This window comes from Hungatella sp. (assembly GCF_046966825.1).
In genome coordinates this window covers 43,196-55,508 of sequence record NZ_JBKVCZ010000031.1, presented here as the reverse complement: position 1 = coordinate 55,508, position 12,313 = coordinate 43,196, and the positions used below count along the sequence as shown (strand labels likewise).

The 12,313-nt window shown below is 50.8% G+C and carries 10 protein-coding genes and 2 pseudogenes; all 12 read right to left on the bottom strand.

The features are described from left to right. A partial coding sequence (gene rpsI / locus ACLTD4_RS12220) for a 30S ribosomal protein S9 (RefSeq protein ID WP_412331333.1) occupies nucleotides 1–388 on the bottom strand: 388 nt, incomplete at its 3' end. 27 nt (nucleotides 389–415) lie between these two features. Then, complete coding sequence (gene rplM / locus ACLTD4_RS12215; protein ID WP_002604666.1) at nucleotides 416–850, bottom strand: 50S ribosomal protein L13; 435 nt, start codon at nucleotides 848–850, stop codon at nucleotides 416–418. A 205-nt stretch (nucleotides 851–1,055) separates the two neighbouring features. Continuing rightward, complete coding sequence (locus ACLTD4_RS12210) at nucleotides 1,056–3,056, bottom strand: KUP/HAK/KT family potassium transporter (protein WP_117622347.1); 2,001 nt, start codon at nucleotides 3,054–3,056, stop codon at nucleotides 1,056–1,058. A gap of 504 nt (nucleotides 3,057–3,560) precedes the next feature. Beyond that, a pseudogene (gene truA, locus ACLTD4_RS12205) lies at nucleotides 3,561–4,295 on the bottom strand (tRNA pseudouridine(38-40) synthase TruA); the annotation flags it as partial. A 16-nt stretch (nucleotides 4,296–4,311) separates the two neighbouring features. Then, nucleotides 4,312–5,112 carry an energy-coupling factor transporter transmembrane component T family protein gene (locus ACLTD4_RS12200; protein ID WP_117622348.1) on the bottom strand — a complete coding sequence of 267 codons (801 nt, stop codon included), beginning with the start codon at nucleotides 5,110–5,112 and terminating at the stop codon, nucleotides 4,312–4,314. After that, nucleotides 5,106–6,005: an energy-coupling factor transporter ATPase gene (locus ACLTD4_RS12195; RefSeq protein WP_025532236.1), complete on the bottom strand. Its 900-nt coding sequence runs from the start codon at nucleotides 6,003–6,005 to the stop codon at nucleotides 5,106–5,108. Before ACLTD4_RS12195 ends, ACLTD4_RS12200 begins: the two co-directional genes overlap by 7 nt. Then, nucleotides 5,995–6,898 (bottom strand): annotated as a pseudogene (locus ACLTD4_RS12190) (energy-coupling factor transporter ATPase). Before ACLTD4_RS12190 ends, ACLTD4_RS12195 begins: the two are co-directional and overlap by 11 nt. A 188-nt stretch (nucleotides 6,899–7,086) precedes the next feature. Next, complete coding sequence (locus ACLTD4_RS12185; RefSeq protein WP_055653551.1) at nucleotides 7,087–8,106, bottom strand: N-acetylmuramoyl-L-alanine amidase family protein; 1,020 nt, start codon at nucleotides 8,104–8,106, stop codon at nucleotides 7,087–7,089. 27 nt (nucleotides 8,107–8,133) lie between these two features. After that, entirely contained in the window at nucleotides 8,134–9,366 is a 1,233-nt protein-coding gene (locus ACLTD4_RS12180) for an N-acetylmuramoyl-L-alanine amidase family protein (RefSeq protein ID WP_055653549.1), read from the bottom strand. Nucleotides 9,367–9,551: 185 nt separating this feature from the next. Continuing rightward, entirely contained in the window at nucleotides 9,552–10,619 is a 1,068-nt protein-coding gene (locus tag ACLTD4_RS12175) for a 5'-3' exonuclease (RefSeq protein WP_055653547.1), read from the bottom strand. A 241-nt stretch (nucleotides 10,620–10,860) separates the two neighbouring features. Further along, a complete protein-coding gene (locus ACLTD4_RS12170) occupies nucleotides 10,861–11,355 on the bottom strand; it encodes a macro domain-containing protein (protein WP_117622350.1) in 495 nt (164 codons plus the stop codon). 327 nt (nucleotides 11,356–11,682) lie between these two features. After that, on the bottom strand, nucleotides 11,683–12,219 hold the full coding sequence (locus tag ACLTD4_RS12165) for a bL17 family ribosomal protein (RefSeq protein ID WP_002604676.1): 537 nt from the start codon (nucleotides 12,217–12,219) through the stop codon (nucleotides 11,683–11,685). Nucleotides 12,220–12,313: the final 94 nt, after the last annotated feature.

The window sequence follows — 12,313 nt, the reverse complement described above, 5'->3', positions numbered from 1 at the left end:
GCTTGCTGAACTGCGGAGCGCGACGAGCTGCTTTGAGACCGTACTTCTTTCTTTCTTTCATTCTCGGGTCTCTTGTTAAGAAACCAGCTTTCTTGAGGATCGGACGGTAATCAGCGTCTGCCTGAAGAAGAGCTCTGGAGATACCGTGTCTTACAGCACCTGCCTGTCCTGTAAAACCACCACCATGAACGTTAACCAGTACGTCAAACTTATCGTTGGTCTCTGTAGCAACTAACGGCTGACGAACAACAACTTTTAATGTTTCAAGACCGAAGTACTCATCGATGTCTCTCTTATTAACTGTGATCTTACCTGTACCCGGTACTAAATATACTCTGGCGATAGATTTTTTTCTTCTGCCTGTTCCATAAAATTTTGCATTAGCCATGATAACTTCCTCCTTTCAGTACCTTAATTAAAATTTGATTTCTAAAACTTCTGGTTTCTGAGCCGCATTATCATGTTCCGGTCCAGCGTAAACGTGAAGTTTTGTCATCATGCTTCTTCCTAAAGGTCCTTTCGGAAGCATACCCTTAACTGCTAATTCCATAACCTTCTCTGGCTTCTTAGCCATCATTTCCCTTAAGGTTGTTTCCTTCATTCCGCCTACATAATCAGAGTGATTGTAGTAAATCTTCTGGTCTAATTTCTTTCCAGATACGTTCACCTTATCTGCATTTACGATAATTACATAATCGCCGCAATCCATGTGTGGTGTGAAGATCGGTTTATTCTTTCCTCTTAATACTTTAGCTACTTCTGAAGCCAAGCGTCCTAATGTATGTCCTGTAGCGTCAACTACGTACCATTTTCTCTCAATTGTTGCTGGACTAGCCATAAAAGTTTTCATTGGTTAACCTCCTGTTAAATTGCTGTTATTATTCATAACTATATCGTAAAATGCTCACTCCGGGGCTTTGGCTTAAGCATTTTCGTCTAACGTCACAGTTATACATTATATTACATTCAGCCGGGTGTGTCAACCTCTTTTTCCCATAAAATCAAGGTTTTTTCGATGTTTTTTACAAAATATTATTTTTCTTATTCCCCGTCTCTCATACCCTCGTGAGATGACTTACCGGCTTCATCTGGATAAAGAGCGGAACATACTCGATGATCAGGGACGAATTCTCCAGTCCATACCACCGGTCCGGTGTGCCTGCGAAATGGCGGATCGCGTATTTCAGCGATATCGCCGCCCGTTTAAAGGGACCGATATCGCTTTCCGGAACCAGAAGCTTTCGGATCATACAGAACTTAAAGGTCCCCACGACGCCGGGCTCATAGATGGAATACCGGCGCTTCTGAGACGGCAGCTCCCCGCTCTTCACCATCTCGTCCACGATCTGCCTCAAGTAGACATTCACCCGCTGATTTTCCCGAAAGCCCAGCCTGAGCTGCACACGGAACATGTAATTCGTCCCCATGCTGTCCACGCTGTATTCCCGGGTATAGGGCTCATCCGTGACGGTAATGCCCACAAACCAGTATGCATTGGCACGCTTTGGCTTCTTGTCAAAGATGGAATACAGAATATCTCTGTCCAGCTTATTTTTGTCGCTGTCCTTTGTGATGAAGACCAGATTGTCGGCCAGCAGCTCCTGGGAACTGTCATTTTTTAATTTTTCCAGCTGGGGCAGATATTTCCGCAGGGGCAGGAGCACCGCCTGGGAAGACTCAATGCCGGTCCCCTCATGCCATACGACCATGATCCCAAACAGAATCAAAGCCATAAAGAGCGCCACGTATCCCCCATGGCTGAACTTGCTTAAGCTGGATATGAAAAAGCTCCCCTCCAGACCGCCGAAAAAGGCCAGGAAAAGGAAAGGCACCACAGCCAGCTTCTTCACCTTCCGCAGATAGAGAAAGAGCAGCACCGTTGTCATCAGCATGGTCAGCGTAATCGCCAGCCCGTAAGCCGCTTCCATATGGGCGCTGGTCTGAAACAGAAGAACCACTCCGGTACAGGCAAACCACAGCACCTGATTCACCAGCGGAATGTAAATCTGCCCTTTTCGCTGGGATGGGTATGTAATCTGCATATGAGGCATTAAATCCAGCCGGCTCGCCTCCGATACCAGCGTAAAGGAACCGGAGATAAGCGCCTGGGACGCGATAATCGCAGCGGCCGCGCCGAGGAACACGGCAAAGGGCCGGATTCCTTCCGGCAGCATCTGAAAAAATGGATTCATATCCGGTATCGCCGCCAGCGCCCCATTGGATTTACAGGCCATCAGCCAGGCCCCCTGCCCGAGATAATTGATAATCAGGCAGATCTTGACGAAAGGCCAGCTCAGGAAAATATTGTTCTTTCCCACGTGCCCCATATCCGAGTACAGCGCCTCCGCGCCGGTTGTCGCCAGAAATACGCTGCCTAAGATCATAATCCCCGCATCATTGGCCGGACTGGTCAGGATCTTCACCGCGTAGACCGGATTAAAGGCTTTCAGTACCGCCGCATTCCCGCCTATGTTCCCCAGCCCCGCCGCGGCCAGAAACAGAAACCAGACTGCCATAACAGGGCCAAAGGCCCTTCCGATGGAACTGGTGCCCGCTCTCTGAACCAGGAACAGCAGCGCAATAATTGTAATCGTTATAATAATGATCTTATTCTGCCCGTCTCCCAGCAGCTCCCCCATGGAAGAGATGCTTCTAAGACCCTCGATCGCCGTCGTCACCGTCACTGCCGGTGTCATCACGCCATCCGCCAGCAGGGCCGCTCCGCCGATCATGGCCGGAAAGATAAGCCATTTTCCAAAATGCTTTACCAGACTGTACAGGGAGAAAATACCGCCCTCACCGTGGTTATCCGCCTGCATGGCCACCACCACATATTTCATCGTTGTCAGCAGGGTGATGGTCCAGATGACCAGGGAGAGCGCGCCTAAGATCAGTTCGTCGCTGACTCCTCCCAATCCTCCGTTGCCGGCCACGATTGACTTCATTACGTACATGGGAGAAGTCCCGATATCCCCGTACACCACACCCATCGTGATCAATACAGCACCGGCGCTCGTCGGTATCTCATGTGTCTTTTTTGTTCTGTCCGCCGTCATATCAAAACCTCTTTTTCGGCAGTGCCCTTATCTCCCTGCGCATTCAAAGGCCCGCCGCAGAATATTCATTTGCACGAAAAAAGACGGCTGTATCACAACCGTCCCGGCATTCCTGCCATGGAGATTTTAGCAAGTATATCAAAAACCTCCGCCGTATACAAGTAACAATTCCGTTAAAAATCAGGTCTCCTCCCCGCTCTTTCCCCAGACTCGCGTGTCGTGGGTCACATACCATCCGCCCTTCTCTTCCGAAGGCAAAAACACGTAATAGCCGTATGCCTTGCCTGTTTCGATCCGCCCAGCGGCTTCCTGATCGTTTACATAAACCGTCTCCGCTCCGTTCCTGACGGCCTGGTGCACCACCCGGAACAGGAGGCGTTCAAACTCCTCAGGGACGCACCGCTCTATGGTAAGAAACGACTGCTTCTCTTTTGCCGTCTTCGTCTGATCCAGAGTATATTTCCACTCCTTATTTTCAGCCGCTATGACAGGGCGAAGCTCCGTCTCTTCCTCCAGACTGATTAGCGTCAGTCCCCGGGCCACCGCGGTAGGGCCTGCTGCCGCCCGGTTTCTGGCATCCAGAATCTCCTCCACATGCTCCGGCGGATAGACTCCCAGCCCCACCTTCATCAGTGTCCCCGCGATGATGCGGACCATATTATAGAGGAACCCGCTTCCGCTGACCCGTATCGTAATCATATCGCCCGTCTTCACGACGTCCAGGCTGTAGATGGTACGCACCATGTCCTCCGCCTGAGTCCTCGGTGCGCAGAAGCTGGTAAAATCGTGTTCACCCACCAGATACGCCGCCGCCTGCTTCATCTTCTCTGCATCGAGGGGAAAGTAACAGAAATAGGCGTACAGCCGCAGCGTCGGTATCTCGATCTTCCGGTTCAAAATTCTATATTCGTACGTCTTTACGCAGTTGCATTTTCTGGGATGCCACGTTAAGGGAACCTCCTCCGATGCAAGGACCCGGATGTCCTCCGGCAGTCTCTGGTTGAGTGCAAAACAGACCTTATCCGCCGGCATCCGGCTCTCCGTATCGAACACAGCCACATTACCTTCGGAGTGGACGCCGGAATCCGTCCGGCTGGCCCCGATTACCGCCACCTTCTCGTGAAACAGGGCGGTCAGCGCCTCGTTTAAGACTTCTTCTATGGTCCGCCCGTTGTTCTGTATCTGCCATCCGCAGTAATTTGTGCCGTCGTAGGCCACTATCAGCTTAATCCGTTTCATCTTCTCAAAAACCGCCTTATATCAGGATTCTTAAAACAACTATCACAGCCAGGTAAAAGACGTAAACCAGATACGTCACACCGTCCCGCTTTGCATAGTGAAGCGGCTTCATCTTCGTTCTTCCCTCGCCGCCGCGGTAGCATCTCGCCTCCATGGCCATAGCCAGATCCGTAGCCCGCCGGAACGCGGAGATAAACAGAGGCACGAGGAGCGGAATCATGTTCTTCGCTCTCTGAATAATATTACCGCTTTCAAAATCAGCGCCTCTCGCCATCTGCGCCTTCATGATCTTATCCGTCTCCTCTACCAGAATCGGGATAAAACGAAGTGCGATGGACATCATCATGGATACCTCATGTACCGGCAGTCCTATCTTCTTTAAAAATCCAAGGCTCTTTTCCAGTCCGTCTGTCAGCTCATTGGGCGTGGTCGTCAGCGTCATAACCGACGATCCCACCACCAGATAGATGAGCCTGACTCCCATGAATCCGGCCGTCATTAAGCCCTCCTTCGTCACCCTTAAAAACCACAGCCTAAAGACCACTTCACCCGGGGTCAGAAATAAGTTAAAGCTGACACTGATTAAGAGCAGGAAGATGATGGCCTTAAGGCCCCGCACCATGAACTTAAACGGAACGTGGCTCAGTCTGATCGCCATGGCCAGAAAAAGCGTGGCCACCAGATAAGCCCAGATGCTGTCTGCGACAAACAGGGAAATAATAAATACCATGGTTCCGAACAGCTTTGTCCTCGGGTCCATCCGGTGAAGTACGGAATCCACCGGATAATACTGCCCCAGTGTAATATCTCTTAACATAATGTCTCCTGTCCGCGGCTTCCGTCACCGCAGGCCGCCTGTCCTTCCTTTTTTAACAGCGCAAGGATCTCGTCTCTCGCTTCCTCCACCGTCGTAATATTATTGTCAATAGGAACTCCATGATCCCGCAGCGTATGCACCACATAGGTGATCTGCGGTGCGGCCAGACCGATGGCCTCCAGTTCCCTGTAATGCTTAAATACTTCCTTCGGCGTGTCGTCAAACACCTTCTCCCCGTGGTTCATCACGAGAATCCGGTCCACGTATTTTGCGATGTCCTCCATGCTGTGGGATACCAGGATGATCGTCATCTTTTTCTCATGATGAAGACGTTCAATCTGATCCAGGATCTCATCGCGTCCCCTCGGGTCCAGTCCCGCCGTAGGCTCGTCCAGAATCAGCACCTCCGGCTCCATGGCCAGCACACCGGCAATGGCCACCCGGCGCTTCTGGCCGCCCGACAGTTCAAAGGGCGACTGCTTATAAAAGCTCTCATCGAGCCCTACCATCGTAAGCGCTTCCCTTGCCCGGCTCTGCGTCTCCTCCTTCGACAGTCCCTGGTTCTTCGGCCCGAAGCAGACATCGGTAAACACATCGATCTCAAACAGCTGGTGCTCCGGATACTGAAATACCAGTCCCACACGGCTTCGCAGCGCCCGCATGTCATAGCCGTCGTCATATATATTCTTTCCATTATAATAGATCGCACCGTCCGTCGCCCTGATCAGCCCGTTTAAATGCTGGATCAGCGTGGACTTCCCGGAACCGGTATGGCCGATCAGTCCGATAAACTGCCCATCCTGGATCTCCAGATTCACGTCCTTAAGCGCCTGCTGTTCAAACGCGGTGCCCTGTCCGTAAACGTAATTTAAATGTTCTATCTTAATTGCCATTGCATCCTCCATCTCCCAGAGTCACTCTGTCCGGGTAACGCTCCGCAAATATGGGGAGCAGATATTTCATCAGCTCCTCCAGAGTCAGAATCCCATCCGGTAAATCCACGCCGTTCTTCTGAAGCTCATAAGCCAGCTCCGTCACCTGCGGCACATCCAGTCGGTAAGACTTGAGTTCTTCCACCCTGGAAAATATCTCCCTGGGCGCTCCGTCCATCACCACCCGTCCGTCGTCCATGACGATAACCCGGTCGGCATGAATGACTTCTTCCATATAATGAGTAATGAGCACCACGGTGATCCCTTCCTGGCGGTTTAACTCATGGACGGTCTTCACCACTTCCTGGCGCCCGTTGGGATCCAGCATGGCGGTAGGCTCGTCCAGAACGATGCACTGGGGTCTCATGGCCATGACACCTGCGATGGCCACCCGCTGCTTCTGGCCACCCGAAAGCTTGTTGGGCGACTTCATGCGGTATGCCGTCATGCCCACCGCCTCCAGGCTCTCGTCAACCCGTTTCCAGATCTCGTCGGTCGGAATCCCCATATTCTCCGGTCCGAATCCCACGTCCTCCTCGACAATATTACCGATAATCTGGTTATCGGGATTCTGGAATACCATCCCCGTTTTCTTTCGAACCTCCCACAGATTCTCCTCTTTGGAGGTATCCAGCCCTTGGATCCACACCGTCCCATCCGTCGGAAGCAGAATCGCGTCCAGCTGCTTGGCAAAGGTGGACTTTCCGGAGCCGTTGTGGCCTAAGACCGCCACAAACTCGCCCTCCTTAATCTCGATGCTGACGTCGTCGATGGCACGGTTTACTTCTTCTATATTTCTTTTCATCTCTTCTGATATAATCGAAAATCAGCTTTGATGTCTTTATAATTCCCATGGCTTACCTTTCTGCGATAAACGCGGACAATGTCACGTCATATACTGTCTTTATATGTCACATAATTTTAGATGAAATTTGCTTAACAGTCAAGCCGGATTTCATAATCAGCCCGATTCTTCTTCGTCAGACAGGAAAAAAGAAAGACATGGCGCCTTTCACCATGTCTTTCCTGAATTACGAATCCCTTACGGCACCCACTGTCCAGACGCATCTACCCGGTACGTACCGTCGATCACTGTGTCCGCAGCCATGCTGCCGTCTTCATACAGGTAATACCATTTCCCAGGCTCTGCCTGAAGCCAGCCCGTAGCCATGTCGCCGCCCGTGTTGAAATAGTACCATTTGCCGCCGATCTGCTGCCATCCGGTCACCATCTCTGCGTTATCATTCATATAATACCATTTGCCGTTCAGATTCTGCCATCCGGTCAGCGCGTAGCTGTCCTGATTGAAATAATACCACTTGCCGCTTATCATCTTCCAGCAGTTCGCCGCATAATTTCCATTCTCATCACGGTACCGTTTGCCGTTCTGTGTGTTGGACCACCGGCCCGATGTGTCTCCCAGCTCCTGAACCACGGAATCATTGGAAACGGTAAATTCACCGTCTTTTAGATACTTCTCCTCGGAGCTGTCCTTCGCAATGGCTCTTACCTCATAGTAATAGCTGTAGCCATCCTGTAAATACTCCAGTAAATCGATGGAGGTAGAACTGGTGGTCAGCGTCTTGATCCACTGATCTTCCCGGTAAAGGCGAAGCTGATACTTCGAAGCGTGAGCAACCTTTTTCCAGGAAGCCTTCGTCTTCGCGGCATCGCTCCATCCGGCAGATTCCGGCGCTCCCAGCTGTGCAACCGGTACGTAGGTGGCCTTGATGGTCGTCTCGCCGTCCAAAGCCTTGGCGGAGACCAGTTCGCCGCCGTACACGCTGCAGTTGCTCTTCACATAGTCCCCGGAGATCGTGAAGGTAGCAGTCACCTTCTTTCCAGGAACCCAGTCCTCAGGAGTCTTGCTCCACTCCGGTGATACTTCATCGTAATTGACCGTGACCTTCGGTACCTTGATATCTTCCGTCCATTCACTTCTCGTATCATTATCAAATCGAATCTTAACACTTTTCGCCGCCATGGACGTCATGGCGGTACCGAGCGTCAACACCGCTCCCAGAAGTATCAGCCATCTGCCCTTTCCCTTTATTCCTCGCATTCGTGTCATCTTCCTTTCCTGATGATTTTACTTATGCCACACGCCGTTGCCGTCAACCGGGAAACCATCGATGGTGGTATTCACGGCCTTGGAGCCTTCACCTGGATAGAAGTAGTACCAGCTGCCGTCTACCTCGCGCCATCCCTCAAGCATCGCGCCGGAAGCGTCCGTGCAGTACCACTTATTGTTGTAGGCGATCCAGCCTGTAAGCATCGCGCCTTCTACACCTGTAGTCGTGGAAGGATTTAAATAATACCACTTGTTGTTCGATACGACCCAGCCGGTTACCATGGCTCCCTGGTCGTTCAAATAGTACCATAAATTATTTCTCTGCTGCCATCCGGTGAGCATCGCACCGTTGGAATCAAATAAATACCATTTCTCATTGATCTTGGCCCAGTTGTTCTTCTGGTAAGTTCCGTCCGGATACTTGAAATACCAGTTATTTCCGTCCTTAATCCATCCAACCTGACCGGTGGTTCCAGGCGTTCCGCTTTCCTGTCCCGAGCCGTCAGATACCTTCTCCTCCGGCAGATAAACCTCATCGGATTCTGTCCAGTCGCTCTTCTTTCCGTACTTCTTCTCACTCTCGGTATATGGAACCGTGCGTACCTTGAAGGAATACGTGCCGGCCTTCGTCATGTAAGGATAGAAGTTATAGGACGTAGCCTTAAGCCCCTCAACCTTCTTCACAACCGTACTTCCGCGGTATAAATAGACGTCATAGGCGTCAGACGCATTGTCAACCTTACTCCAGCGGGCGCCGCCGTAGCCGGAATCCTTCCAGTAGGCATCATCCGGGGAGCTGTACGTACCCTTGATCGGTTTGAACTTGAATGTCACGTATAAGGTGTCGCTGCCGGAACGGCTGGCTGACACATAGGTTCCGCCCTTCACCGTCACGTTGCTGGACTGATAGCCGCCTTTAAACGCATACTCGTCAGAATCGGTGGCATGCAGTTCCACTTTCATCTTGGGCTCATATCCGATCGTCATCTCTTTCGACCCAGAGGTAATCCACTCTACACTGCTGACCTCGTATCTGCTGTTGTTGGTATATACATAGTTGCCCTTGGAATTTTCCTTAAGTTCAAAGGCCGTCTCCTCCGGAAGATTCTCTCCGGATTCCAATTCCTCAAGCCCCGCATAGATCGTTACCGATGATATCGTCTTCGACGCGGCAAATGACTGAAATGGTATACTCACGCCCAACACACTCACAATTGCGGTCAAAGCCAATAGTTTCCCAAACCGTTTCATAAAAATACCTCCCACTCTTTATAATCAATCCTCATTTTCCTTTTTCTACTATTATTATAGCCCCTGGGGTAATTCACCGTCAACTTACGATATTCTTTCTTTATTCTTGCGTTTGGGAAAAATTGAGTAATTAATTTGCAAGAATGGCAATTTTTACCAGAAATTCTTGCCGGAGCTGAGATGGCTCAGCCGAATACAGAGGTCTCCTTGATATCCAGTTTCTTACACCATTTGCGCAGAACCTTCTCCTTGTACTGTTCCACGGAAAAATCAGCGAGTTCCAGATCCAGCGGAATATCCGTCTTAATGGTAGCCAGACGCTTCGACAGCAGGGCCGCGGCTTCCCCGCACAGTTCGCCGTCCTCCCCTGTCTTCGTCAGCGCTTTGTAGGGAGTTCTGGATATCCCCAGCTTCTCCTTCCAAAAATCCTGGAGCTCCTTCAGCTGTTTTTTGTCCGTCTCTGCGTCGTGGATCGCCTCATACATCGCCTCCACAGTACCATACTCAGCCAGGAGAGGCGGCACCGCACTGCTCACGCCTTTTACTCCCGGAATATTATCCGAGGTGTCACCCTGAATTCCTTTTAAATCGGTAATCTGCTCCGGCCACACGCCTTCCTCGGCAAACACATGCTCTGAGGTAAACTCAAACGTCTTCTCCGGAAGGTTCACGTCTTTTTTCGTCAGGCCGTATGGGCCGTAGTATTTTTCGTACAGTTCGTCTGCCTTCTCCTGCTTCGCCTGCACCATCCAGGCCCTGACGTTGTATTCGTCATTGACCAGCTGCAGATAATCGTGATCCTTCGTCATGACCACCACAGGAAGCTGGCTGCGGAACTTCATAACCAGGGATCCCGCGTAATCATCAGCCTCGTAATCGTCGCTGTAGAGCACCCTAAATCCGGCTTCCTGAAGGATTGACTCAATCAGGACAAACTGCTGCTTCAAAGGCTCGGGAGTCGCCCCCCTCGTCCCCTTATATTCCGCGTACAGTTCCCGCCGGAACGTGTCTCTCGTCTTGTCAAACACAAAGGCGATATATCCGGGTTCCTGTTTCCTGATGAGAGACGCAACGGTCTTCAGCATGCCGAAGATCGCATTGGTGTATGTTCCGTCCGCGGCGTGCAGAATCTTTCCGTAGTGCTTCTGCTTTTCCTCTTCGGTTTTAGCGAACATGATTTCCCGCGGAAGCACGGCGTAGTAACAGGTGGACAGCATGGAAGAACCATCCACGATCACAAATTTATTTTTCATCCAATATCCTTTCTGATGCTGTAGATTTCCCCGGTTGGTGGTGTGGGGAACTGGGGTGTTATTTTTTACCAGGGGCCGGGCAGGAGGGGCGTTTTAACGGCTGTAGCGGGCCGTATGACGGGGAGAATGCGGGGCAGGCATAAAGTATGCCTGCGGGGCGGTAACGCCTTCTGTGGCCGGTATATGGGGGGTTATGGTGGTTGATGGGGAGTATGTATCGATATTTCTATTTTCCGTATTTTTATTTTCCGTCGTATTTCCAGATCTGTACTTCTCCTGGGTAATCTTCAAATACCCGCTTGATGATGGATTCTACAATCTGCCAGTCACCGCCCGCAAAACCGCAGCCGATTCCCTGCGGGAATGCGGCTGTCTCGTTTCTGCCGCGTACCGTCAGAAACTCGCGGATCTCTTCCATGGCTTTTTCTAAAGCCTCGTAATCAGTGTAGACTCCGCCTTTTCCATAGTCGTCCTGGCCGTAGAGGTTCGCAATCAGGAACCAACGGCCGTCTTTCTCTACCGGCTGGGCCGATACCCGCCCCAGCAACGCCGACGTCTTGCCTCGCGCTTCTTCTGTCCACTGCTTTGTCAGAATTTTATAGGACTTTTCTACCTCCGGAAATAACTTCTTTACCTGACCCGCCATTCCACGACCAAACGCACCCTGGCAGTTTACCTGGTGGCAGATGATGTCCGCACTGGAGTTGAATATGTCGCCTTCGTAGTATTTTATCATTGTAACCGCCCTCTTTCTTTTTTCAATTGCTCTTTGTCGTTCTTCTGTATCATAACACATTTGGGGGGATGGGGGAATATGTTGGGGGGAGAAAAATGTGGTGGTGGGGGAGGAGGAGGATGGGGGGGGAATTGGGACGACTCGCTTGCGCATCGTTGGGAGATTCGTTAGTCGTTCTCGGCCGGTACCCCGCAGTGCACACCTCACTTCCGCTGCGCTCCAGTTCGGTGTGGGGCGTTCGCCCTACAAAAAAAGCCAGGAGAAAATTTTCTTATGTGCTAGCACAACGAAAATTTTCTCCTGACTTTTTTTGACACTGCTCAGTGCTTAGACAAGCTCTAACACCACTTCCATCGCTGCATCGCCTTTACGCTGGCCAATCTTTACGATTCTTGTATATCCACCATTTCGGGATACATACTTCGGTGCGATTTCCTCAAATAATTTCTTCGGGAGATCTACGCTCTTTGTATTTTTCTTCTTTCCAGCAGCTGCCTGCGGTACTTCTGTTACATCGTACAGTACCTTTAACATCTGTCTTCTTGCGTGAAGTCTGGAAGGAAGATCCTTCTTGATTTCTTTTTCTACTTCGTCGTATACGGTAACTTTCTTGCCGTTCACCACTTCTTTGACTCTCTTGCCGTCTTTGTCCTTGCGGGCAACCTTAGCGGTTACTTTAACGGTTTCGAAATTGTCTTTCTCTTTTACGGCCAGAGCAATCAGTCCTTCTGCTACTTTACGGATCTCTTTTGCTCTCGCTTCTGTTGTAACGATCTTGCCATTGTGTAATAATGCTGTTACCTGGCTTCTGATCAGTGCTTTTCTCTGGCTGGAAGTTCTTCCCAGCTTTCTATATCCTGCCATGTCTTATTTCCCTCCATTTGTGGAACGCCGGCGCATGCTTCTTCGGTCTTACTGCATCCTGCGCTTAATCTCCATAAATTCCTGTAACGAGTAA